The 24,630-nt window shown below is 69.0% G+C and carries 17 protein-coding genes; 10 read left to right on the forward strand and 7 right to left on the reverse strand.

Features of this window, described 5'->3' with window-relative positions; all coding sequences use genetic code 11:
* The first annotated feature begins 113 nt into the window (after positions 1–113).
* The 3 genes from sbcB (at position 114) to J2Y70_RS16945 (ending at position 2,889) form a co-directional block, all read left to right on the forward strand.
* Positions 114–1,553: an exodeoxyribonuclease I gene (gene sbcB / locus J2Y70_RS16935; RefSeq protein ID WP_309920087.1), complete on the forward strand. Its 1,440-nt coding sequence runs from the start codon at positions 114–116 to the stop codon at positions 1,551–1,553.
* A complete protein-coding gene (locus J2Y70_RS16940; RefSeq protein WP_263394735.1) occupies positions 1,550–2,236 on the forward strand; it encodes a DUF2461 domain-containing protein in 687 nt (228 codons plus the stop codon). Before sbcB ends, J2Y70_RS16940 begins: the two co-directional genes overlap by 4 nt.
* Before the next feature lie 116 nt (positions 2,237–2,352).
* Positions 2,353–2,889, forward strand: coding sequence for a DUF2939 domain-containing protein (locus J2Y70_RS16945; protein WP_309920089.1), 537 nt, complete (start codon positions 2,353–2,355; stop codon positions 2,887–2,889).
* 99 nt (positions 2,890–2,988) lie between these two features.
* Here J2Y70_RS16945 and J2Y70_RS16950 read toward each other — a convergent pair whose 3' ends face one another.
* From J2Y70_RS16950 to J2Y70_RS16965, 4 genes are all read right to left on the reverse strand, one after another.
* Positions 2,989–3,801 carry a transferase gene (locus J2Y70_RS16950; RefSeq protein ID WP_309920092.1) on the reverse strand — a complete coding sequence of 271 codons (813 nt, stop codon included), beginning with the start codon at positions 3,799–3,801 and terminating at the stop codon, positions 2,989–2,991.
* Positions 3,798–4,763 carry a 5'-nucleotidase gene (locus tag J2Y70_RS16955; protein WP_263394738.1) on the reverse strand — a complete coding sequence of 322 codons (966 nt, stop codon included), beginning with the start codon at positions 4,761–4,763 and terminating at the stop codon, positions 3,798–3,800. The genes J2Y70_RS16950 and J2Y70_RS16955 overlap by 4 nt, the downstream gene beginning before the upstream one ends.
* A gap of 262 nt (positions 4,764–5,025) precedes the next feature.
* Positions 5,026–5,796, reverse strand: a complete 771-nt coding sequence (locus J2Y70_RS16960; protein ID WP_263398466.1) for an NAD kinase — start codon at positions 5,794–5,796, stop codon at positions 5,026–5,028.
* 255 nt (positions 5,797–6,051) lie between these two features.
* Positions 6,052–10,980, reverse strand: a complete 4,929-nt coding sequence (locus tag J2Y70_RS16965) for an NAD-glutamate dehydrogenase (RefSeq protein WP_369011106.1) — start codon at positions 10,978–10,980, stop codon at positions 6,052–6,054.
* A gap of 454 nt (positions 10,981–11,434) precedes the next feature.
* Between J2Y70_RS16965 and J2Y70_RS16970 the strand changes: the two genes are divergently transcribed.
* The 3 genes from J2Y70_RS16970 to J2Y70_RS16980 are packed head-to-tail and all read left to right on the forward strand — an operon-like array spanning position 11,435 to position 16,542.
* Positions 11,435–12,088 carry a TetR/AcrR family transcriptional regulator gene (locus tag J2Y70_RS16970; RefSeq protein WP_263394739.1) on the forward strand — a complete coding sequence of 218 codons (654 nt, stop codon included), beginning with the start codon at positions 11,435–11,437 and terminating at the stop codon, positions 12,086–12,088.
* Positions 12,085–13,356 (forward strand): efflux RND transporter periplasmic adaptor subunit, encoded by a 1,272-nt coding sequence (locus J2Y70_RS16975; RefSeq protein WP_309920098.1) that lies wholly within the window; start codon positions 12,085–12,087, stop codon positions 13,354–13,356. The genes J2Y70_RS16970 and J2Y70_RS16975 overlap by 4 nt, the downstream gene beginning before the upstream one ends.
* A gap of 12 nt (positions 13,357–13,368) precedes the next feature.
* On the forward strand, positions 13,369–16,542 hold the full coding sequence (locus tag J2Y70_RS16980) for a multidrug efflux RND transporter permease subunit (RefSeq protein WP_309920101.1): 3,174 nt from the start codon (positions 13,369–13,371) through the stop codon (positions 16,540–16,542).
* A 158-nt stretch (positions 16,543–16,700) separates the two neighbouring features.
* Here the strand turns inward: J2Y70_RS16980 and J2Y70_RS22270 are convergent, their stop codons facing one another.
* Genes J2Y70_RS22270 through J2Y70_RS16990 form a run of 3 tightly spaced genes read right to left on the reverse strand, consistent with a single transcriptional unit; the run spans position 16,701 to position 18,164 of the window.
* On the reverse strand, positions 16,701–16,814 hold the full coding sequence (locus tag J2Y70_RS22270) for an acyl-CoA dehydrogenase family protein (RefSeq protein ID WP_369011105.1): 114 nt from the start codon (positions 16,812–16,814) through the stop codon (positions 16,701–16,703).
* A 27-nt stretch (positions 16,815–16,841) separates the two neighbouring features.
* Positions 16,842–16,955: an acyl-CoA dehydrogenase family protein gene (locus J2Y70_RS16985; RefSeq protein WP_309920104.1), complete on the reverse strand. Its 114-nt coding sequence runs from the start codon at positions 16,953–16,955 to the stop codon at positions 16,842–16,844.
* A gap of 27 nt (positions 16,956–16,982) precedes the next feature.
* Positions 16,983–18,164: an acyl-CoA dehydrogenase family protein gene (locus tag J2Y70_RS16990; RefSeq protein ID WP_309920106.1), complete on the reverse strand. Its 1,182-nt coding sequence runs from the start codon at positions 18,162–18,164 to the stop codon at positions 16,983–16,985.
* 94 nt (positions 18,165–18,258) lie between these two features.
* Between J2Y70_RS16990 and J2Y70_RS16995 the strand changes: the two genes are divergently transcribed.
* From J2Y70_RS16995 to J2Y70_RS17010, 4 genes are all read left to right on the forward strand, one after another.
* Complete coding sequence (locus J2Y70_RS16995; protein WP_263394743.1) at positions 18,259–19,245, forward strand: metalloregulator ArsR/SmtB family transcription factor; 987 nt, start codon at positions 18,259–18,261, stop codon at positions 19,243–19,245.
* On the forward strand, positions 19,242–20,378 hold the full coding sequence (locus tag J2Y70_RS17000) for a homocysteine S-methyltransferase family protein (RefSeq protein ID WP_309920110.1): 1,137 nt from the start codon (positions 19,242–19,244) through the stop codon (positions 20,376–20,378). Before J2Y70_RS16995 ends, J2Y70_RS17000 begins: the two co-directional genes overlap by 4 nt.
* 114 nt (positions 20,379–20,492) lie before the next feature.
* A complete protein-coding gene (gene metH / locus J2Y70_RS17005) occupies positions 20,493–23,270 on the forward strand; it encodes a methionine synthase (protein WP_309920115.1) in 2,778 nt (925 codons plus the stop codon).
* 90 nt (positions 23,271–23,360) lie between these two features.
* Positions 23,361–24,254: an NAD(P)-dependent oxidoreductase gene (locus J2Y70_RS17010; protein WP_309920118.1), complete on the forward strand. Its 894-nt coding sequence runs from the start codon at positions 23,361–23,363 to the stop codon at positions 24,252–24,254.
* The last annotated feature ends 376 nt before the right edge of the window (positions 24,255–24,630 follow it).

Here is a 24,630-nt window from a genome sequence, read left to right on the forward strand (position 1 = left end):
CGACCGGCATTACCGGTAGCGTTGGTCGCGGCTGAAGCCGCTCCTACAAAAGCGAGCCCGCGCGTTTGCATCCGCGGCCGACGCGCACCACCCCACACCGCTCTGGTCCGACCATGCCCGACAGCTTTCTGTTCTACGACCTGGAAACCTTCGGCGCCGATCCGCGGCGCACGCGCATCGCCCAGTTCGCGGCGGTGCGCACCGATGCGCAACTGAACGTGGTCGAGGAGCCGATCAGTTTCTTCGTGCAGCCGGCCGACGACCTGCTGCCCTCGCCGATCGCCACCCTGATCACCGGCATCGCCCCGCAGCAGGCGCTGCGCGACGGGGTCAACGAGGCCGACGCGTTCGCGCGCATCGCCGAACAGATGGCGCGTCCGCAGACCTGCACGCTGGGCTACAACTCGCTGCGCTTCGACGACGAGTTCGTGCGCCACGGCCTGTTCCGCAATTTCCACGACCCCTACGAGCGCGAGTGGCGCGGCGGCAATTCGCGCTGGGACCTGCTGGACATGCTGCGGCTGATGCACGCGCTGCGTCCGGAGGGCATCGTCTGGCCGCAGCGCGAGGACGGCGCCACCTCGTTCAAGCTGGAACAGCTGGCGCTGGCCAATGGCGTGCGCGACGGCGACGCGCACGAGGCGCTGTCCGACGTCTACGCCACCATCGGCATGGCCCGGCATTTCCGCGAGCGCCAGCCGCGGCTGTGGGACTACGCGCTGAAGCTGCGCGACAAGCGCTTCTGCGGCGGCCTGCTCGACGTGGTGGCGATGCAGCCGGTGCTGCACGTGTCGATGCGCTATCCGGCCGCGCGCCTGTGCGCGGCGCCGGTGCTGCCGCTGGCGCGGCATCCGCGCATCGACAGCCGGGTGCTGGTGTTCGACCTGGAAGGCGACATCGAGCCGTTGCTGCGCTACAGCCCGGAGCAGATCGCCGACCGCCTGTACACCCCGCAGGCCGACCTGCCCGAAGGCGAGCAGCGCATCCCGCTGAAGGAAGTGCACCTGAACAAGGCGCCGGCGCTGGTCGCCTGGTCGCACCTGCGCGAGCCCGACTTCGTCCGCCTGCAGATCGATCCGGCGCAGGTCCAGGCCAAGGCCGCGCGCCTGCGCGAGGCCGGGCCGGAGCTGGCCGAGAAGGTCCGCCGCGTGTTCGGCAACGAACGCGCGGCGGCCCCGGCCGACGCGGATGCGTCGCTGTACGACGGTTTCCCGGCCGACGCCGACAAGCGCGCGATGGCACAGGTGCGCGCGAGCCCGCCGACCCAGCTGGCGCCGCTGGAATCCAGCTTCCGCGATCCGCGCCTGTCCGAACTGCTGTTCCGCTATCGCGCGCGCAACTGGCCGCAGACGCTGTCCATCGTCGAGCAGAGCCGCTGGGACGACTACCGGCGCCGGCGCATGGTCGACGACAGCGGCCTGTCCGAACTGAACTTCGACGCCTATTACGCGCAACTGGCCGATTTACGCTTGACTCACCCCAACGATGCTACCAAGCAGGCTCTGCTCGACCAGCTGGCCGCCTGGGGCCACGACCTGCAACGCACCCTATGACCAGCTATTTCAGCGACGCCAGCTTCAAGTTCCTGCGTGCCCTGGCGCGACACAACGACAAGGCCTGGTTCAACGACAATCGGCACAAGTACGAGGAGCACGTGCGCCAGCCGTTCCTGCGCCTGATCACCGACCTGCAGCCGGACCTGGCCCAGGTCAGCGAACATTTCCGCTCCGACCCGCGCGGCGTCGGCGGCTCGCTGTTCCGCATCCATCGCGACGCGCGCTTCTCCCACGACAAGTCGCCGTACAAGACCTGGCAGGGCGCGCGCCTGTTCCACGAGCGGCGCAAGCAGGTGCCGGCGCCCTCGTTCTACATCCACCTGCAGCCGGGCGAGAGCTTCGTCGGCGCCGGCCTGTGGCATCCGGAGCCGGACACGCAGCGCAAGGTGCGCCAGTTCATCTTCGACAACCCGGGCAGCTGGAAGGCCGCCGCGCACGCGCCCAAGCTGCGCCGGCGCTTCGAACTGGAGCAGACCGAAGTGCTGGTGCGGCCGCCGCGCGGGTTCCCGGCCGAGTTCGAGTTCATCGACGACCTCAAGCACAAGAACTGGGTGTTCTGGCGCCAACTCGACGACGCCACCATGACCGGGCCGAAGCTGCGCGCGCTGATCGCCGCCGACCTGCAGACGCTGGGGCCGTTCGTGGATTATTTGTGCGCGGCGTTGGATCTGGAATTCTGAGACGGCAACGCCTTCTGTAGGAGCGGCTTTAGCCGCGACCGGGCGTTGCCGGTAGACACCCCGTCGCGGCTAAAGCCGCTCCTACAGAAGAACATTCTGAACACCGGAGGCACACGATGAAAAAATGGCTGGCCTTGCTGTTCCTCGCCCTGCTCGCCCTCGGCGGCTACGTCGTCGCCGGGCCGTACCTGGCGATCCGCGGGATCAGCCAGGCGCTGGAACAGCGCGACGCCGCGGCGCTGGAGCGCTACGTCGACTTCCCCACCCTGCGCGTGAACCTGAAGGCGCAGGTCGACGATGCGTTGCTGCGCCGCGCCGGGCCGGAGCTGCAGTCGGGCCTGTTCGGCGGCGCGTTGCTGTCGCTGGCCGGCAGCGTCAGCGGCATCGGCGTGGATGCGATGGTCACCCCGGCCGGAATCGCCGCCTTGCTGCAGGGCGATGCGCTGTGGAAGCGTGCCCGCGGCGACACCGTCGGCGGTGACACCTACGCCGCGCCGCGTCCGGTACAACCGCTGCAGCAGGCCGAGCACCGCTTCGAATCGACCTCACGCTTCGTCGCCACCCTGCACACCGCCGACGGCACCGCGGTGCCGTGCGTGTTCACCCGCAACGGACTGCGCTGGAAACTCAGCAACATCCTGCTGCCGTTGTAGGAGCGGCTTCAGCCGCGACGTGATTCCACCGAAGCCGCATTCGTTTCTGCACCGATGTGTCGCGGCTGAAGCCGCTCCTACAGGGGGCGGCGGCGCCGCTCAGCGGCGCCAGGCGGTCGTCTCGAACGCCCGCTGCAGGCGCCGGAACGTTGGCCGCAACTGCCAGCGTGCCGACCACGGCAGGCGCGCCAGCGCGGCGCGCGCGTCCAGCGCCGGCAACTCGCCGGTCCAGGCGAACACGATGTGGTTGTCCATCTCCGGTTCGTCCATGCGCAGCACGCGGCCGCCGAAGATCTTGCGCAGGTGCGCCAGGTGCTGGCGGGTGTCGGTGTCGTACAGGTTCACCGCCAGCACGCCGCCGGGCGCCAGCGCGGCATGGCAGTCGTCGTAGAAACCGCGGGTGCGCAACGCGGCCGGGATGCCATCGGCATCGTAGGCGTCGAGCAGCAGCAGGTCGTAGCGGCCGCGGCGTTGCGGCAGCAGGCGCGCGCCGTCGCCGTGCAGCGCCTGGAAGCGCGCGTCGTCGGCCGGGATGTGGAAGGCGTCGCGCAGCGCCAGCACGTCGGCGTCGGCCTCGATCGCCTCGATCCGCGCCTGCGGCAGGTGCCGATGGCAGAACTTGGCCTGCGAGCCGCCGCCCAGGCCGACGATGCCGATGCAACGCGGCTGCGGCCGCAGCAGCAGCGCGCCAAGCATGCTGCGGGTATAGCCCACCTCCAGCACGTGCGGCCACCAGGTGAGCATCCGGCTCTGGGTCACTTCGCCCTTGAACTGAAGGCTGGTGTAGCGCCAGCCGCGCTCCACGTAGGGCCGCCCGGGTAGCACGCGCGTCTCCGACCCGTCCGGCCGCAGCAGCTGGCGCAGCGTGGCCCAGCGGCTGGCGCCGCCGTTGCCGCCGGAGGCCGCGCTCACGGCTTGGCGATGACGTTGGCCACGCCGTGCGGCACGTGCCCGGCGGCCACGCGCTCGCGTGCGGCGCTGTCGATGTTGTGCTGCGAGTCGTCGAAGAAGATGTCGGCGCCGAACGCCTGCAGGAACGGCCCCTTGTGGCGGCCGCCGAGGAACAGCGCCTCGTCCAGGCGCACGCCCCACTCGCGCAGCGTGCGGATCACCCGTTCGTGCGCCGGCGCCGAGCGCGCGGTGACCAGCGCGGTGCGGATCGGCGAGGCCTCGCCGGCCGGGAACGCGGCCTGCAGGGCGTGCAGCGCGGACAGGAAGTTGCGGAACGGCCCGCCGGTCAGCGGCTCGCGCGCGTTCTCGCGCTCGTAGCGGCCGAACGCCTCCACGCCCTGCTCGCGCGAGAAGCGCTCGCCCTCGTCGCCGAAGATCACCGCATCGCCGTCGAAGGCGATACGCAGTTGGGTGGACAGGCGTTCGGAATCGATCGCCCCGGCCGCCGCGGCCGCCTCCTGCGCGCGCTCGCCCGGCGGCTTGGGCAGGATCGTCGCCGCGGCGATGCCGTGGCTCAGCGCGCGCCGCACCGAATCCGGATTCGCCGACAGGAACAGGTCGGTGCCGAACGGCTTGACGTACGGCCAGGTCGGCTCGCCCGAGGTGAACGTGGCGCGGACGATGCCCAGCCCGTAGTGCTGGATCGAATTGAAGATGCGCAGGCCGGTGTCGGCGGAATTGCGCGACAGCAGGATCACCTCCACCGGCGGCGTCTCCGGCGGCGTGCCCTGGTTCAGCGCCAGCAGCTTGCGCACCACCGGGAATGCCACCCCCGGCGCCAGCACATCGTCCTCGCGCTCGCGCTGGTACGCGCTGTACGCCTCCACCCCCTGCTGCTCGAACAGGGCATGGCCCTCTTCCAGATCGAACAGGGCGCGCGAGGTGATGGCGACGGTGAGCAGGCGGGGGGCGTTGTCGGACATGGGAGCAGGGATTCGGAATTGGGGATTCGGGATTGGCAAAAGCGGCTTGCTGGATCGGAACGTAAAAGAGCAAACGTCGGAGCGGCAGACCCACCGTTACGAATCCCCAATCCCGACTCCCTGCTTCCAATCGGGCGGTGATTCGGAATTGGAGATTCGGGATTGGCAAAAGCGGGCTACTGGATCGGAACGCAAAAGAGTGAAGTGGCGGAAAGACCGACCCGCTGTTGCGAATCCCAATCCCGCCCCCCAGTCCGCGCTTTCACACCATGAACTGCTCGCTCAAGATCCGCTCCTCCAGATTGTGTTCCGGATCGAACAGCAGCGTGACCAGGCGGTCGCGCGATTCGCGGATGGTGACTTCGACCACGTCGCGGGTCTCGTGCGAGTCGGCGGTGACGCTGACCGGACGCTTGTAGTGGTCGAGCACGCGCAAGCGCACTTCGGTGTCGGCCTTGAGGATCGCGCCGCGCCAGCGCCGCGGGCGGTACGGGGCGATCGGGGTCAGTGCCAGCGTGTGCGAGCCCAGCGGCAGGATTGGGCCATGCGCGGAATAGTTGTAGGCGGTGCTGCCGGCAGGCGTGGAGACCATGACGCCGTCGCAGATCAGTTCGTCGACCCGGGTCTGGCCGTTGAGGTCGATGCTGACATGCGCGGCCTGGCGCGTCTGCCGCAGCAGCGACACCTCGTTGTAGGCCAGCGAACCGGTGCTGGTGCCGGATTCGGTCTGCGCCAGCATCTCCAGCGGCCGCAGCTTGGCCGGCTCGGCCTGCGCCAGGCGTACGGGCAGGTCGTCGTCGCGAAACTGGTTCATCAGGAACCCGACCGTGCCCAGCTTCATGCCGAACACCGGCTTGCCCAGCCCGCCGTGGCGATGCAGGGTCTGCAGCATGAACCCGTCGCCGCCGAGCGCGCACAGCACATCCGCATCGGCAGGCGCGTGGTCGCCATAGCGCGCGATCAGCTGATCGCGCGCCTGTAGCGCAGGCGGCGTGGTACTGGCAAGAAAACAGATACGGGGAGCGGACGGCAGCACGGAAGCATTCATGGCCCGATCATACCCGGCACACCGTTACGACGCGCCCTCGCCCGCATAGGCGAAGCGGTGAGCCGAACAGACTCGGCTCACGCAATGCCTCTGGAGCAAAGCCCCCCTTCTGTTAAGGGGGGCGCGGCGACAGCCGCGGGGGATAGGCGAAGCGGCCCGACGGCGCCAAACGTTTGCGCCGCAAACGTTTGGGTCAGGCCCGCAAGCGGGCCTGACCACGGGGTACAACCCCGTGTGTCGTTACACCCCGTGCGCCGCCAACTGGCCCAGCCGCTGCACCGCCACCGACACGGTCGGGTAGTCCAGCGCCTTCTGCGCCGCCAGTTCCTGCAGCATGTTCAAGGTGAAGCGCAGGCTGCTGTCGTCGCGCTGCAGCCACTGCTGCACCTTGGCCTCGGCATTGCCGCCCGGCAACGCCAGGGCCTGCCCGGCCAACGCGCTGTGATGCTTGGCCAGTTCGTCGCGCAGCACGCCGCGGGCCACCGCATGCCAGCGACCGTTGACCTCCAGCGCGTCGATCTGCTCGAACAGCCACGGCAGCTGCAAGGCCTCGCCGAGGCGGAAGTGCACCTTCGATACCTCCACCGGCTTGAGCTTGCGGGTGCGCGCCATCTCGATGATGTCGAACGCCGGCTCCAGGAAGCGCAGTTCCGACAGCTGCTGCGCCAGCGCCGCCGGCAGGCCCTTGTCCTGCCATTCCTGCACCAGCGCCTCGTACAGCGGACGCTGCGAGTCCGACAGCACGCCGGAGGCGACGCGGATGTCGTTGAACGGCTCGTGGTAGCGGTCCACCGCCGCGGTGATGCCGGGCATCGGGCCGGGGCGGAACAGCAGCCAGCGCACGAACGCGCGCTGCAGCTTCCAGATCACTTCCAGCGCATCGATCTGCACCGACTCGGGCACCTGCCCGTCCAGCGCGTCGATCTGCGTCCACAGCGCGCGCGCGTCCAGCGTCTCGCGGCTGATCGTGTACGCCTTGGCCACCTCGCCGATGCTGCGCCCGGTGTCTTCCTGCATGCGCATCAGGAAGGTCGCGCCCATGCGGTTGATGGTGGTGTTGGTGACCGCGGTGGCGATGATCTCGCGCTTGAGCCGGTGCCGCTCCATCGCATCGGCGTACTTCTTCTGCAGCGGCTGCGGGAAGTAGCGCTGCAGCTCCTTGGACAGGTACGGGTCCTCGGGGATGTCCGATTCCAGCAGCTGCTGGAACGCGACCAGCTTGGAGTACGACAGCAGCACCGCCAGCTCCGGCCGGGTCAGGCCCTGGCCGCGGGCCTTGCGCGCGGAGATCTCCGCATCCGAGGGCAGGTATTCGATCTGCCGGTCGAGCAGGCCCTGCGCTTCCAGGGTGCGGATGAAGTGCTGCTTGGAGCCCAGCCGCTTGGCGCTCATCCGCTCCATCAGGCTCAGCGCCTGGTTCTGGCGGATGTTGTCCCACAGCACCAGCTCGGCGACCTCGTCGGTCATCGACGCCAGCAGCGTGTTGCGCGCCGCCACGGTCAGCTTCTTGGCCTGCACCACGTCGTTGAGCAGGATCTTGATGTTGACCTCGTGGTCGGAGGTGTCCACGCCGGCCGAGTTGTCGATGAAGTCGGTGTTGAGCAGCACGCCGACCTGCGCGGCCTCGATGCGGCCGAGCTGGGTCAGCCCCAGGTTGCCGCCCTCGCCGACGATCTTGCAGCGCAGCTCGCCGCCGTTGACCCGCAGGCCGTTGTTGGCGCGGTCGCCGACGTCGCCATGGGTCTCGCTGGCGGCCTTGACGTAGGTGCCGATGCCGCCGTTCCAGAACAGGTCCACCGGCGCCTTGAGGATGGCGTTCATCAGCTCGTTCGGCGAGAGCTGCTTGACGTTCGCCTCCAGGCCCAGCGCCTCGCGCACCGGCGCGCTGATCTCGATCGACTTCAGCGTGCGCGGATAGATGCCGCCGCCGGCGCTGATCAGCTTGGCGTCGTAGTCGGCCCAGCTGGAGCGCGGCAGCTTGAACAGGCGCTCGCGCTCGGCGAACGAGCCGGCCGCATCCGGCGTCGGATCCAGGAAGATGTGGCGGTGGTCGAACGCGGCCAGCAGGCGGATGTGCCGCGACAGCAGCATGCCGTTGCCGAACACGTCGCCGGACATGTCGCCGATGCCGACCACGCTGAAGTCTTCGCTCTGGCAATCGCGGCCCAGCGCGCGGAAGTGGCGCTTGACCGACTCCCAGGCGCCGCGCGCGGTGATGCCCATGCCCTTGTGGTCGTAGCCGACCGAGCCGCCGGAGGCGAACGCGTCGCCGAGCCAGAAGCCGTGGTCGAGCGCCAGCCCGTTGGCGATGTCGGAGAACGTGGCGGTGCCCTTGTCGGCGGCCACCACCAGGTACGGATCGTCCTGGTCGTGGCGCACCACCTGCGGCGGCGCCACGATCTTGCCGCCGACGATGTTGTCGGTGATGTCGAGCAGGCCCTGGATGAACAGCTTGTAGCAGGCGATGCCCTCGGCCAGCACCGCGTCGCGGTCGCCGCCGGCGGGCTGGCGCTTGCAGAAGAAGCCACCCTTGGCGCCGACCGGCACGATCACCGTGTTCTTGACCATCTGCGCCTTGACCAGGCCCAGCACCTCGGTGCGGAAATCCTCGCGCCGGTCCGACCAGCGCAGGCCGCCGCGCGCCACCGCGCCGAAGCGCAGGTGCACGCCTTCCACGCGCGGGCCGTACACGAAGATCTCGCGGTACGGGCGCGGCTTGGGCAGCTCCGGTACCTTGGCCGAATCGAGCTTGAAGCTGATGCAGTGGCCCGGCTGACCGTCCTTGCCGGTCTGGTAGTAGCTGGTGCGCAGAGTGGCCTGGATCACGCCCTTGAAGCTGCGCAGGATGCGGTCCTCGTCGAGGCTGGCGACCTGGTCGAACAGTTTCAGCATGGCCGCGGTAGTCGCCTCCAGCTGCGCATCGCGGTTGCCGCCGCGCGCGTCGATCACCGGCTGCAGCGCCTTCAGCGCGGCCTCGTCGCCGCCCGCCAGCAGGCGCAGCTGCGCCGACAGCGCGGCCTGGCCGTCGGCGATCTGCGCCTTGCTCTCGTTGCCGGTGGCCGGATCGAAGCGCGCCTCGAACAGTTCCACCAACAGCCGCGCCAGCAGCGGATAGCGGCTGCAGGTCTCTTCCACGTAGGCCTGCGAGAACGGCACGCCGGTCTGCAGCAGGTACTTGCAGTAGCCGCGCAAGATCGCCACCTGGCGCCAGTCCAGCCCGGCGCCGACGATCAGCCGGTTGAAGCCGTCGTTCTCGGCATCGCCGCGCCAGATGCGCACGAACGCTTCGCACAGCGGCGCGTCGGCGCGTTCGACGTCGATGCTGCCGGCCAGCGGCTCCACCTCGAAGTCCTGGATGTACAGCACGGTGCCGTCTACGGTGAGCCGGTACGGGCGTTCGGAGATCACCCGCAGGCCCAGGTTCTCCATCATCGGCAGCACGTCCGACAGCGGCAGGTCGTCGCGCTGGCGGTACAGCTTCAGGCGCAGGCTGTCGGCGCCGTCGCGGCGCAGCGACTGCAGGCTCAGGTGCAGGTCGTCGGGACCGCGCAGCGCGGCCAGGCGCTCGACGTCGCGCGCGGCGATCTGCGCGGTCGATTCCTCGATGTAGCCGGCCGGCAGCGCGCGGCCGTAGCTGGCCGACAGGCGCAGGCCGTCGCGCTCGCCGCGGCTGGCGACCAGCGCCTCGCGCAGGTCGTCCTGCCAGTTGCGCAGCAGGTGCGCCAGGCGCGATTCCAGTTCGGTGGTGTCGAATTCCAGCGCCTCGCCCGGCTTGGGCCGCACGATCAGGTGCAGCTGCGCCAGCGGCGATTCGCCCAGCACCACGCTGGAGTCGATGTATTCGCCGTGCAGCGCGTCCTTCAGCAACGCCTCGATGCGCAGCCGCACGTCGGTGTTGAAGCGCTCGCGCGGGATGTACACCAGCGCGGAGATGAAGCGGCCGTACTTGTCGCGGCGCAGGAACAGGCGGCTGCGCACCCGCTCCTGCAGGCCGAGGATGCCCATCGCGGTGCGGTACAGCTCTTCCTCGTTGGACTGGAACAGCTCCTCGCGCGGCAGCGTCTCCAGGATGTGGCGCAGCGCCTTGCCGCTGTGGCTGCTCGGGGTCAGCCCGGACTTGCGCATCACGTAGTCGTAGCGCTCGCGCACCAGCGGGATCTCCCACGGCCGGCGGTTGTAGGCGCTGGAGGTGAACAGGCCGAGGAAGCGCTGCTCGGCGACGATGCGGCCCTTGGCATCGAACTCCAGCACGCCGATGTAGTCCATGTAGCCGCTGCGGTGCACGCGCGAGCGCGCGTTGGTCTTGGTCAGGATTAGCGCGTCCTTGATTCCGGACTCGCTCAGGCCATGCGCGGCCAGCGTGCGCACCGGCCGCGCCGGCGACTTGTCGTGGCCGCGCAGCAGGCCCAGGCCGCTGTCCTCCAGCGGCGCCAGCACGTCTTCGCCGCCCTGCTTCTCGACCCGGTATTCGCGGTAGCCGAAGAAGGTGAAGTGGTCGGCCGCGGCCCAGCGCAGGAATTCCTGCGCCTCGCGCCGGCCCTTGTCGTCCACCGGCAGGCGCCGCGTGGTCAGGTCGTCGGCCAGCGACAGCATCTTCTCGCGCATGCCGCTCCAGTCGCGGACGATGTTGCGCACCTCGCCGAGGATGCGCTGGATCGCCGCGTCCACCCGCGGCATGTCTTCCGGCGGCTGGCGGTCGATCTCCAGCAGCATCAGCGATTCCGGCTTGCCCTCGCCCACCGCCTCCAGCTTGCCGCCCTTGTCGCGGCTCATGCGCAGCACCGGGTGGCCGAGCACGTGCACGCCGATGCCCAGTTCCGACAGCGCCATGCTCACCGAGTCCACCAGGAACGGCATGTCGTCGTTGACGATCTGCAGCACCGTGCGCGAGGACTCCCAGCCGTCGTCCTTCAGGTTCGGATTGAACACCCGCACGTTGACCGTGCCCGGCTTGCGCTTGCGTGCGAATTCCAGCGTCGACGCCGCCAGCGCCGCCCACTCCTGCGCGCTGTGGTGGGGGAACTCGTCCTCCTCCATGCGCCGGTAGAACTCCTCGGCGAACGCCTGCGCCTCGTCCTGGCGCGCGCTCGGATAGCGCTTGCGCAGCGCCGCGTACACCGGCTCCAGGCTGAAACCGGTCGCGGCGGCGGCCGGTGCGGCATCGATCATCCGCGAGTTGGTCGCGGCCTGCGCGGCGCGCTTGCGCGCGACCGGCGCGGCCTTGGCCTTGCCGGCCACGGGCTTGGCCACGGGCTTGGACGCGGGCTTGGACGCGGTGGACGCGGGCTTGGCGACGGGCTTGGACGCGGATTTGCTGGAGGATCCGGCCGACGATTTGCTGGAACGGGAGGCGTCTTGTTTGGGTTTCATGACGGGGAGCAACAACGATGCTCGTTAGGAAAGCCGGAATTGTACCGGTGGCGCGTTCAACTACCTTGCTGCATGGCGCAAACCGGGCGGCGCGGCGCCACGACGCGCCATATCGTGCAAAGCGGCGCACGCGCTTCGTCACGCCGCCGTAACTCCCACCCGCGGAGCGTCGCCGCTGCCGTGTGCTGTCGCGATCGGCGCGCCGCTGTCAAGGCTGTTCTAATTCTAAACTGGACGGTATAGTCCACATTCGATGAGCATCTCCCCGGCCCCCGCCTCCCTGCGTCAGGCGCGCGATCAGCGCGTGTACGACGCCGTGCGCGAGCTGCTGGCCGAGGAAGGCATGCGCCTGAGCATGGACGCGGTGGCCGCCCGCGCCGGCTGTTCCAAGCAGACCCTGTACAGCCGCTACCGCAGCAAGCAGGACCTGCTGCAGCGGGTGATGCAGAACCACATGGAACTGAGCATCACCCACCTGGGCCCGGCCCAGGGCGATCTGCGCGGCAGCCTGCTGCGCTTCGCCTGCGAGCACCTGGAGCTGCTGTCCGAACCGCGCGTGCTGCAGAGTTCCCAGCTGATCTCCGCCGAGTCGCGGCATTTCCCCGACCAGGCCCGCGCCCTGTTCCGCGACAGCGCCGAGACGCTGATGCAGCGCCTGGGCGAACGCCTGCAGCTGGCGGTGGCCGCCGGCCAGCTGCGGCATGACGATCCGCACTTCATGGCCGAACTGCTGTTGAGCATGATCGTCGGCATGGATTTCGAGCGGCAGCGCTTCCACACCGCCCATCGCAGCGACGCCGCCGCGCAGCGCGCATGGGCCGAATTCGCCGTCGACGGTTTTCTGCGCGCGTTCGCCGCGCCCCCTTCCCTTTCGTTTTCAACACCAGACCGGAGTACCACCCGATGACCTCCCCGTTGCGTTCCCTCGCCCTGGCCTGCGCCGTCGTGGTGGTGTTGGCGTCCTGCAAGAAGAAAGAGGAACAGCAAGCCATGCCGCCGCCGGAAGTGGGCGTGCTGGAAGCCAAGCCGCAGTCGCTGCCGCTGCAGCGCGAACTGGTCGGGCGCCTGTCCGCGTACCGCAGCGCCGACGTGCGTGCGCGCGTGGCCGGGGTGCTGGAGAAGCGCCTGTACACCGAAGGCACCGACGTGAAGGAAGGCCAGCCGCTGTTCCAGATCGATCCGGCGCCGCTGCGCGCCTCGCTGGCCTCGGCGCAGGGCCAGCTGGCCGCAGCCGAGGCGACCTACACCAACGCCAAGGTCGCCGCCGGCCGCGCGCGCAGCCTGGCCCCGCAGTCCTACGTGTCCAAGTCCGACCTGGATACTGCCGAAGCCACCGAGCGCACCTCGGCCGCATCGGTGCAGCAGGCGCGCGCGGCGGTGGAAACCGCGCGCATCAACCTGGGCTACGCCACGGTCACCGCGCCGATCGCCGGCCGCGCCGGCAAGCAGCAGGTCACCGAGGGCGCGCTGGTCGGCCAGGGCGACACCACCCTGCTGACCACGATCGACCAGCTCGATCCGCTGTACGTGAACTTCTCGATGAGTTCGGACGAAATGGCGCAGCTGCGCCAGGCGCAGACCCAGGGCAGCGTGGCGCTCAACGAGGAAGGCAAGTCGACCGTGCAGGTCAAGCTCGGCGACGGCAGCACCTACGCCCAGCCCGGCACCCTGGACTTCTCCGACACCGCGGTCGACCCGAGCACCGGCTCGGTCACCCTGCGCGCGCTGCTGCCGAACCCGGACCGGGTGCTGCTGCCCGGCGCGTTCGTCACCTTCGCCGCCAACCTGGGCCAGCGCAACAACGCCTTCCTGATCCCGCAGGAAGCGATGCTGCGCGACGCCAAGGGCGCCTATGCGCTGGTCGTCGGCAAGGACGGCAAGGTGGCGCGCAAGGACGTGGCCACGGCCGGCCAGCAGGAAGGCAAGTGGATCATCACCTCCGGCCTGCAGGCGGGCGACCAGGTGATCGTCAGCGGCCTACAGAAGGCCAAGGAAGGGGCACCGGCCAAGGCCACGCCGTGGACGCCAGGCGCCGCACCGGGCCAGGGCGCTGCCGCGCCGCAGGGCCAGGGCCAGGCCGCAGCGCCGCAGGGCCAGGCCGCCGGCAAACCGCAGGACGCAGCGAACGGCGACACGCCGGCCGCCGCGGCCGATTCCAAGCCCGAGCAGCAGTAACGGACCCCCGCCATGCCTAAGTTCTTCATCGAACACCCGGTCTTCGCCTGGGTGGTGGCGATCCTGATCTCGCTCAGCGGCGTGATCGCCATCCTCAACCTCGGCGTCGAGTCCTATCCCTCGATCGCGCCCCCGCAGGTCACGGTCACCGCGACCTACCCCGGCGCCAGCGCCAGCACCACCGAACGTGCGGTCACCCAGGTGATCGAGCAGCAGCTGACCGGTATCGACCACCTGCTGTACTTCAACTCCTCCTCGTCCTCCAGCGGCACCGCGACCATCACCCTGACCTTCGAGACCGGCACCAACGCCGACATCGCGCAGGTGCAGGTGCAGAACAAGGTGTCGCTGGCGACGCCGCGCCTGCCCTCGGAAGTGACCGCGCAGGGCGTGGTGGTGGCCAAGGCCAACGCCGGCTTCCTCGCCGTGTTCGCGCTGCGCTCGGAGAATCCGTCGGTCGACCGCAGCGCGCTCAACGACATCGTCGGCTCGCGCGTGCTGGAGCAGATCTCGCGCGTGCCCGGCGTCGGCAGCACCCAGCAGTTCGGCGCCGAATACGCGATGGACATCTGGCTCAACCCGGAGAAGCTGCAGGGCTACCACATGTCCGCGGCGGACGTGTACAACGCGATCAGCGCGCAGAACGTGCAGTTCGCGGCCGGCTCGATCGGTTCGGATCCGGCGCCCAGCGGGCAGTCGTTCACCGCCACGGTCTCGGCCGAGGGCCGCTTCAGCTCGCCCGAGCAGTTCGAGGACATCATCCTGCGCGCGGACGGCAACGGCACCGTGGTGCGGCTGAAGGACGTGGCCCGGGTCGCGTTCGGCCCGACCAGCTTCGGCCTGGATACCCAGTACAACGGCAAGCCCACCGGCGCGTTCGCGATCCAGCTGCTGCCGGGCGCCAACGCGCTGAGCGTGTCCGAGGCGGTCAAGGCCAAGATGGACGAGCTGCAGCCCAGCTTCCCGCAAGGCGTGAGCTGGTTCACCCCGTACGAAAGCACCACCTTCGTGCGGATCTCGATCGAGGAAGTGGTCAAGACCCTGATCGAGGCGATCGTGCTGGTGTTCCTGGTGATGCTGGTGTTCCTGCAGAACTTCCGCGCCACCATCATCCCCACCCTGGTGATCCCGGTGGCGCTGCTGGGCACGTTCCTGGGCATGTGGCTGATCGGCTTCACCATCAACCAGCTGACCCTGTTCGCGATGGTGCTGGCGATCGGCATCGTGGTCGACGACGCGATCGTGGTGATCGAGAACGTCGAACGCATCATGTCCGAAGAGCACCTGGCGCCGAAGGCGGCCACGCAGAAGGCGATGACCCAGATCACCGGCGCGGTGGTGGCGATCACCGTGGTGCTGGCGGCGGTGTTCATCCCCTCGGCGATGCAGCCCGGCGCGGCCGGCGCGATCTACAAGCAGTTCGCGATCACCATCGCCATGTCGATGGCGTTCTCGGCGTTCCTGGCGCTGAGCTTCACCCCGGCGCTGTGCGCGGCGTTCCTGAAGCCGACCCACAACGACAACCCGAACTGGATCTACCGCACTTTCAACAAGTACTACGACAAGCTGGCGCACCGCTACGTCGGCGCGGTCGGCGGCACCATCCGCCGCGCGCCGCGCTGGATGGCGGTGTTCGCGTTGCTGGTGGTGCTGTGCGGCTTCCTGTTCACGCGCATGCCGGGCAGCTTCCTGCCCGAGGAAGACCAGGGCTTCGCCCTGGCCATCGTGCAGTTGCCGCCGGGCGCCACGGTCGGCCGCACCAACGAGGTGTTCGCGCAGATGCGCGGCGTGCTCGCGAATCAACCGGCCGTGGAAGGCATGCTGCAGGTCGCCGGCTTCAGCTTCCTGGGCCGTGGCGAGAACGTCGGCATGGGCTTCATCCGGCTCAAGCCCTGGGCCGACCGCGACGTCACCGCCGCGGACCTGATCGGCCAGCTCAACGGCGCGTTCTACGGCATCAAGGGCGCGCAGATCTTCGTGGTCAACCTGCCCACGGTGCAGGGCCTGGGCCAGTTCGGCGGTTTCGACATGTGGCTGCAGGACCGCACCGGCGCCGGCGAAGAGGCGTTGTTGCAGGCGCGCAACATCCTGCTCGGCAAGGCCGCCGAGCGCCAGGACGCGCTGGCCGGCGTACGCCCCAACGGCCTGGAAAACGCCCCGCAGCTGCAGCTGAGCGTAGACCGCGTGCAGGCGCAGTCTATGGGCCTGTCGGTCAGCGACATCTACCAGTCGATCCAGATGATGCTGGCGCCGGTGTACGTCAACGACTTCTTCTACGAAGGCCGCATCAAGCGCGTCAACCTACAGGCCGACGCGGCGTACCGCACCGGTCCGGAGTCGCTGCGCAACTTCTATGTGCCCAGCAGCAGCGCCACCGACAGCAACGGCCTGCCGCAGATGATCCCGCTGAGCACGGTGGTGAAGTCGGACTGGATCTACAGCTCGCCGTCGCTGAGCCGCTACAACGGCTATTCGGCGGTCAACGTGGTCGGCAACCCGGCCCCGGGCGGCAGTTCCGGCCAGGCGATGAGCGCGATGGAGGAGATCGTCAACACCGACCTGCCGCCGGGCTTCGGCTTCGACTGGAGCGGCATGTCTTACCAGGAGATCATCGCCGGCAATACCGCCACGCTGCTGCTGGTGCTGTCGATCGTGGTGGTGTTCCTGTGCCTTGCCGCGCTGTACGAGAGCTGGTCGATCCCGGTGTCGGTGCTGCTGGTGGTGCCGATCGGCGTGCTCGGCGCGATCACCTTCTCGCTGCTGCGCGGCCTGCCCAACGACATCTACTTCAAGATCGGCCTGATCACGGTGATCGGCCTGGCGGCGAAGAACGCGATCCTGATCGTGGAGTTCGCGGTGGAGCAGCGCGCGGCCGGAAAGACCCTGCGCGAGGCGGCCACCGAGGCGGCGCACCTGCGCTTCCGCCCGATCCTGATGACCTCGTTCGCGTTCATCCTCGGCGTGCTGCCGATGGCGATCTCCACCGGCGCCGGCGCCAACGCGCGCCACTCGATCGGCACCGGCGTGATCGGCGGCATGGTGTTCGCCACCCTGCTCGGCGTGCTGTTCATCCCGCTGTTCTTCGTGGTGGTGCGGCGCATGCTCGGCGACAAGCTGGACGAGCCGTCGAAGGAATACGCGGCGCTGCAGCAGGAAGGGCAGACGCGGAACCAGCCGGATCGGTGAGGGGCCGGGATTCGGGATTCGGGATTCTTATGAATCCTGGGTCCTCGAGGACCTCGGCCCGTGATGCAAAAAAAGCGGCCGATAAGGCCGCTTTTTTTTGTGGTGCCGGCAATGCCTGCCGCAGTGCCGGCTATTCCCTATTCCCTATTCCCGGGCTCTTAACGCAGCCCGGTCTCGTTCCGCGCAATCACCAACCGCTGGATTTCAGACGTGCCCTTGTAGATCTCTGTGATCTTGGCATCGCGGTTGAGCGTTCCAGCGCCGCCGCTCAAGCGGCGGAGCTGGAGCGCGGTCAGGCCTCAGCGCAGCCCGGTCTCGTTACGGGCGATCACCAATCGCTGGATCTCGCTGGTGCCTTCGTAGATCTCGGTGATCTTGGCACCGCGGTTGAGCGTTCCAGCGCCGCCGCTCAAGCGGCGGAGCTGGAGCGCGGTCAGGCCTCAGCGCAGACCGGTCTCGTTACGGGCGATCACCAATCGCTGGATCTCGCTGGTGCCTTCGTAGATCTCGGTGATCTTGGCATCGCGGAAGTAGCGCTCCAGCGGCATTTCCTTCGAATAGCCCATGCCGCCGTGGATCTGCACCGCCTGGTGGGTGATCCACATCGCCGCTTCCGAGGCGGTCAGCTTGGCCACCGAGGCCTCGGTGGTGAAGCGCTGGCCCTGCCCCTTCACCCATGCCGCACGCAGCGTCAGCAGCAGCGACGCGTCGAGCTTGCACTTCATGTCGGCGATCTTGGCCTGGGTCATCTGGAACGCGCCGATCGGCGAGCCGAACGCCTTGCGCTCCTTCACGTAGTCCAGGGTGGCCTGGTAGGCGGCGCGGGCGATGCCGATGGCCTGCGAGGCGATGCCGATGCGGCCGGCGTCGAGCACGCTCATCGCGATCTTGAAGCCCTCGCCCGGCGAGCCCAGGACCTCGTCCGGGGACGCTACATAATCCTGGAACTCGATCTCGCAGGTGGCCGAGGCGCGGATGCCCAGCTTGGGCTCGGTCTTGCCGCGGTGGAAGCCGGGCTTGTCGGTATCCACCACGAACGCGGTGATCCCGCGCGAGCCCTGCTCCGGATCGGTGACCGCGAACAGCACGATGTACTTGGCGACCGGGCCGGAGGTGATCCAGCTCTTCTTGCCGTTGATCACGAAGCTGCCGTCGTCCTGGCGGACCGCCCGGCAGCGCATTGCGGTGGCGTCGGAGCCGGACTGCGGCTCGGTCAGCGCGAACGCGCCGATCTGGCTGCCGTCGGCGATCGCGCGCACGTAGGTCTGCTTCTGCGCTTCGTTGCCGTTCTTCAGGATGCCGGCGCAGAACAGCGAGTTGTTGACCGACATGATGGTGGAATGGGCGGCGTCGCCGGCGGCGATCTCGACCATCGCCAGCACGTAGGAGATCGGGTCCATGCCGGCGCCGCCGTATTCCTCCGGCACCTCGATGCCCATCAGCCCGTTCTCGCCGAGCAGGCGGATGTTCTCCAGCGGGAATTCGCCGGTGCGGTCGTGATGCTCGGCGCTCGGGGCGATCCGTTCCTGGGCGATGCGTCGCGCCACGTCCTGGATCATCAATTGTTCTTCAGTAAAGCTGAAATCCACGTAGAACCCCTCCCGGGCTGTCTGGTGCGCCATTGTAGCCACCCAGACCATACGCAGGCGTGTGCACGACTTGACCCGGTGCGCCCGCGGGACCAGAATATCTCTATATCGCGATGGGAAGATATTAATGGATCTGGAGGACTGGTCGACCCGGCTCAAGGTGTTCGCCGATGCCACCCGCGTGCGCCTGCTGGCGCTGCTGGAGCAGGAAGAGTTGACCGTGGCCGAACTGTCGGCGATCACCCGGCTGGCGCAGCCGCGCGTCTCCACCCACCTGGCCAAGCTCAAGGAAGCCGGGCTGGTGCGCGACCGCCGCGCCGGCGTGTCTGCCTACTACCGCTTCGACGAGGCGCAACTGGACCCGGCGCAGCGCGCGCTGTGGCTGGCGCTGAGCACCGGCAGCGACGACCCGCTGCTGCGCCAGGACGCCGAGCGCGTGGCCGCGGTGCTGGCCAACCGCGCCGCCGACCAGAACTGGGCCGATTCGGTGGCCGGCGACATGGAACGCCACTATTCGCCCGGGCGCACCTGGGAAGCGCTGGCGCGCACCGCGCTGCCGCTGCTGGAAACCGGCGACGTGCTCGATATCGCTTCCGGCGACGGCGTGCTGGCCGAACTGGTCGCCCCGCACGCGCGCCGCTACGTGTGCATCGACACCAGCGCGCGGGTGGTGGCCGCGGCCAGCGAACGCCTGCGCCGGCTGGGCAACGTGGAAGTGCGCGAAGGCGACATGCACGCGCTGCCGTTCGCCGACGCCAGCTTCGACCTGGTGGTGATGATGCATGCGCTGACCTACGCGGCCAAGCCGGCGCAGGCGGTAGCGGAATCGGCGCGGGTGCTGCGCCCCGGCGGGCGCCTGCTGCTGTGCAGCCTCGCCCGCCACGAACACAAGGCCGCGGTGCAGGCCTACGGCCACGTCAACCTGGGCTTCGCCTCCAAGGAGCTGCGCAAGTTCGTGGACAAGGCCGGCCTGGACGTCTCCAGCCTGGAAACCGTGACCCGCGAGAAGCGGCCGCCGCATTTCGAGGTGATTTCGTTGATTGCGGTGAAGTCGGCGGGACCGGGGACCGGGGACCAGGGACCCGGGCAGGCAAAAACAGGAGCAAAAACATGAGCACAGACATCGCTGCCCCGGTCCCCGGTCCCCGGTCCCCGGTCCCGGCCCCCTGGCTCCACCCCCAGCGCACGCAGCAACTCCTGCAGGCCCTGTCCGAACGGATCCTGATCATCGACGGTGCGATGGGCACCATGATCCAGCGCCACGACCTGCAGGAGGCCGACTACCGCGGCGAGCGCTTCGCCGCCGGTTACGACAGCGCGCACGTGCACGGCCCCGGCTGCGACCACGCGCCGCAGGGCCACGACCTGAAGGGCAACAACGACCTGCTGCTGCTGTCGCGGCCAGAGGTGATCGCCGGCATCCACCGCGCCTACCTCGACGCCGGCGCCGACCTGCTGGAGACCAACACCTTCAACGCCACCTCGGTGAGCCAGGCCGACTACCACCTGGAGCACCTGGTCTACGAACTCAACAAGGCCGGCGCACGGGTCGCGCGCGACTGCTGCGACGCGGTCGAGGCGCTCACCCCGGACAAGCCGCGCTTCGTCATCGGCGTGCTCGGCCCGACCAGCCGCACCGCCTCGATCAGTCCCGACGTCAACGATCCGGGCTTCCGCAACACCAGCTTCGACGAATTGCGCGGCACCTACCGCGAGGCGGTCGAGGGCTTGATCGACGGCGGCGCCGACACGCTGATGGTGGAGACCATCTTCGACACGCTCAACGCCAAGGCGGCGCTGTACGCGATCGAGGAAGTGTTCGACGCGCGCGGCGGGCGCCTGCCGGTGATGATCTCCGGCACCATCACCGACGCCTCCGGGCGCACCCTGTCCGGGCAGACCGCCGAAGCGTTCTACGCCTCGGTCGCGCACGGCCGGCCGCTGTCGGTGGGGCTGAACTGCGCGCTCGGCGCCAGCGACCTGCGCCCGCACGTGGAGACCTTGGCGCGGATCGCGGACGGCTACGTCAGCGCGCATCCCAATGCCGGCCTGCCCAACGCCTTCGGCGAGTACGACGAGACCCCGGAGGAAATGGCCGCGACGCTGAAGGAGTTCGCCGAATCCGGGCTGCTGAACCTGGTCGGCGGCTGCTGCGGCACCACCCCGGCGCACATCCAGGCGATCGCCGAGGCGGTGCGCGGGTTGCGTCCGCGCGTGCCGCTGGCGGCGCAGGCGCAGGCCGCCTGACGATGACGACCACGCATCCACTGCCACGCCAGGCAGTCGCGCTGCACGCGCAGCGCAATGCACGCGCCGATCGCGCGCGCGCATCCACGGCAACGATTCTGGAAGGCTGAGCCCATGTCCGTCCGCATTACCCGCCTGTCCGGCCTGGAGCCGCTGCTGCTCACCCCGGACCTGCTGTTCGTCAACGTCGGCGAACGCACCAACGTCACCGGCAGCGCGCAGTTCCGCAAGCTGGTCAAGGAAGAGCGCTACGAGGAAGCGGTGGAGGTGGCGCGCCAGCAGGTCGCCAGCGGCGCGCAGATCCTCGACGTCAACATGGACGAGGGCCTGATCGATTCGGAGAAGGCGATGACCCGCTTTCTCAACCTGATCATGTCCGAGCCGGACATCGCGCGCATCCCGATCATGGTCGACTCCTCCAAGTGGAGCGTGATCGAGGCCGGGCTGAAGTGCCTGCAGGGCAAGAGCGTGGTCAACTCGATCTCGCTGAAGGAAGGCGAAGCGGTGTTCGTCGAGCACGCGCGCAAGGTGCTGCGCTACGGCGCCGCCGCGGTGGTGATGGCGTTCGACGAGCAGGGCCAGGCCGACACCTGCGCGCGCAAGGTCGAGATCTGCACCCGCGCCTACCGGGTGCTGACCGAACAGGTCGGTTTCCCGCCGGAAGACATCATCTTCGATCCGAACATCTTCGCCGTGGCCACCGGCATCGAGGAACACGACAACTACGCGGTCGACTTCATCGAAGCCACCCGCATCATCCGCAAGACCCTGCCGCACTGCCACGTGTCCGGCGGCGTGTCCAACGTGTCATTCTCGTTCCGCGGCAACGAGACCGTGCGCCAGGCGATCCACTCGGTGTTCCTGTACCACGCGATCGCCGCGGGCATGGACATGGGCATCGTCAACGCCGGCGGCATGCCGATCTACGACGACCTGGACCCGGATCTGCGCGAGCGCGTGGAGGACGTGATCCTCAACCGCCGCCGCGACGGCACCGAGCGCCTGCTGGAGATCGCCGAGCGCTACAAGGGCAAGAAGGGCCAGAGCAGCGTCGAGGACTTGGCCTGGCGCGAAAAACCGGTGCGCGCGCGGCTGGCGCATGCGCTGGTGCACGGCGTGGACGCCTACGTGGAACTGGACACCGAGGAAGCGCGGCAGCAGTCCACGCGTCCGCTGGACGTGATCGAAGGCCCGCTGATGGACGGCATGAACGTGGTCGGCGACCTGTTCGGCGCCGGCAAGATGTTCCTGCCGCAGGTGGTGAAGTCGGCGCGGGTGATGAAGAAGGCGGTGGCCTACCTGCTGCCGTACATCGAGGCGGAAAAGCTGCGCACCGGCGACACCGGCAAGTCCAACGGCAAGATCGTCATGGCCACGGTCAAGGGCGACGTGCACGACATCGGCAAGAACATCGTCGGCGTGGTCCTGGCCTGCAACAACTTCGACGTGATCGACCTCGGCGTGATGGTGCCGACCCAGACCATCCTCGACCGCGCCCGCGCCGAGAACGCCGACATCATCGGCCTGTCCGGGTTGATCACCCCGTCGCTGGAAGAGATGAGCCACGTCGCTCGCGAGATGCAGCGGCAGGGCTTCTCGATGCCGCTGCTGATCGGCGGCGCCACCACCTCGCGCGCGCACACCGCGTTGAAGATCGACCCGCATTACGGCGCGCCGACGGTGTGGGTCAAGGACGCCTCGCGCGCGGTCGGCGTGGCCCAGTCGCTGATCTCCAAGGACCTGCGCGCCGCGTTCGTCGCCGCCAACGACGCCGACTACGCCGAGATCCGCCAGCGCCACAAGAACCGCGGCGACGCCAAGCGCCTGGTGTCGCTGGAGAAGGCGCGCGCGCAGCGCTTCGACGGCGGCTGGGACGCGTACACCCCGCCGGCGCCGCGCCAGCCCGGCCTGCACGTGTTCGACGACTACCCGCTCGAGGAACTGCTGCCGCTGATCGACTGGACCCCGTTCTTCCAGGCCTGGGAACTGGCCGGCAAGTTCCCGGCGATCCTCAGCGACGCGGTCGTCGGCAGCCAGGCCAGCGAGCTGTACCGCGACGCGCGCGCGATGCTCAAGCGCATCGTCGGCGAGAAATGGCTGACCGCCAAGGCGGTGTTCGGGCTGTGGCCGGCGAATGCGGTGGGCGACGATGTGGAAGTGGTGCTGGGGCGGGACTCGGGACTCGGGACTCGGGACTCGGAAGCGCTTGCCTCCTCGGCCGCGCCCACAGCGGATGCATCTGCCGAGTCCCGAGTCCCGAGTCCCGAGTCCCGACATCTCCTGCACTTCCTGCGCCAACAAGTCGACAAACCCATCGAGCGCCCCGATTTCTGCCTGGCCGATTTCATCGCGCCCAGGGACAGCGGCAAGCAGGACTGGATCGGCGCGTTCGCGGTCACCGCCGGCATCGGCATCGAGCCGCACGTGGCGCGGTTCGAGGCCGCGCACGACGACTACAACGCGATCCTGCTCAAGGCGCTGGCCGACCGCCTGGCCGAGGCGCTGGCCGAGCGCCTGCATCAGCGCGTGCGCAGGGAATTCTGGGGCTATGCGCAGGACGAGGCGCTGGACAACGATGCGCTGATCGCCGAGAAGTACCGCGGCATCCGCCCTGCCCCCGGCTATCCGGCATGCCCCGAGCACAGCGAGAAGAAGACCCTGTTCGCGCTGCTCGATGCCGAACGCAACGCCGGCATGTCGCTGACCGAGAGCTTCGCGATGCTGCCCACCGCGGCGGTGTCTGGCTACTACTTCAGCCATCCGCAGAGCCAGTATTTCGTGGTCGGGCGGTTGACCAAGGAGCAGGTCGCCGACTACGCGCGGCGCAAGGGCGTGCCGCTGCTGCAGGCCGAACGCTGGCTGGCCTCGAACCTGGACTACGACCCGGAATGAGCCGTGCCGGACGCGCGCCGCGCAGCGGCAGCGTCGGCCCGGCAGCGCAGCAGCCGGCGCGGTTCGCAGCATGACATCGGAGCGGCACGCATGAACATCGTGGTCACCGGCAGCAGCGGCCGCATCGGCCGCGCGATCCATGTCCGTCTGTCGCGGCAGCACCGCGTCGCCGGCTTCGACAGCGCGCCCTCCTCCACCAGCGCCTGGGTCGGCGACCTGGACGATGGCGCGCTGCTGGCGCGCGCGCTGCAGGGCGCGGACGCGGTGATCCATACGGCGGCGCTGCATGCGCCGCACGTGCCGCATGTGCCGGCTGCGAGATTCCGCCAGGTCAATGTCGACGGCACCCGCCGCGTGCTGGATGCGGCCGCCGCCGCCGGCGTGCGCCGCATCGTCTTCACCAGCACCACCGCGCTCTACGGTAGCGCGGCCAACCCCGGCGACACCGCGGCCTGGGTCGACGAAACGCTGCCGCCGCAGCCGCAGACCATCTACCACCACACCAAGCTGGAAGCCGAAGCCCTGCTGCGCGAGGCCGCCGCCCAGGGCGGGCCGAGCGTGCGCATCCTGCGCATGTCGCGCTGCTTTCCGGAACCGGCCAATCTGATGGCGGTGTTCCGCCTGCATCGCGGCATCGATGCGCGCGACGTGGCCGACGCGCATGCCGCGGCGCTGGTCCATGCCGGACCGGCCGAGGCGACCTTCGTCGTCTCCGGCGCCACACCGTTCCTGCGCGAGGACTGCCAGGCGCTGCATCGCGAACCGCAGGCGCTGCTGGAGCGACGCGCGCCGCTGCTGGTCGAGGCCTTCCGTCAGCGGCGCTGGCGGCTGCCGACGCGGATCGACCGCGTCTATTCGGCGCAGCGGGCGATGCAGGCGCTGGACTGGCGACCGCGCTACGGGTTCGAGGAGGTGCTGGCGCAGTACGACCAGCACGTCCCGGAGATCCTGCCGCCCGGCGACGGCATGCCCGCGCGCGAGTGAGCGCGCGTCGGCAGGAGTGCGCCACTGCTGCAGAGCGAGCGCGGGCCAGCCTCGGACCTGGACAACCGAAGCGAATCCTTCTCCCTCCGGGGCCATGGCCCCCTTTTCGGGGGAAGGTGCCCCGAAGGGGCGGATGAGGGTGCGACCGCTACGCAGCGCCACGCCCACCAATGCGCCTGGGCCGCACCCTCACCCCAACCCCTCTCCCGATGGGAGAGGGGCTAAGCATGGCAGCGCCATTCCTGCCGAGCGCCTCCCTTCTCCCTCCGGGACCATGGCCCCTTTTCGGGGGAAGGTGCCCCGAAGGGGCGGATGAGGGTGCGACCGCTGCGCAGTGCCTCGCCTACCAATGCGCCTGGGCCGTACCCTCACCCCA

It is taken from the genome of Xanthomonas sp. 1678 (genome assembly GCF_031455575.1).
Lineage (GTDB): Bacteria > Pseudomonadota > Gammaproteobacteria > Xanthomonadales > Xanthomonadaceae > Xanthomonas_A.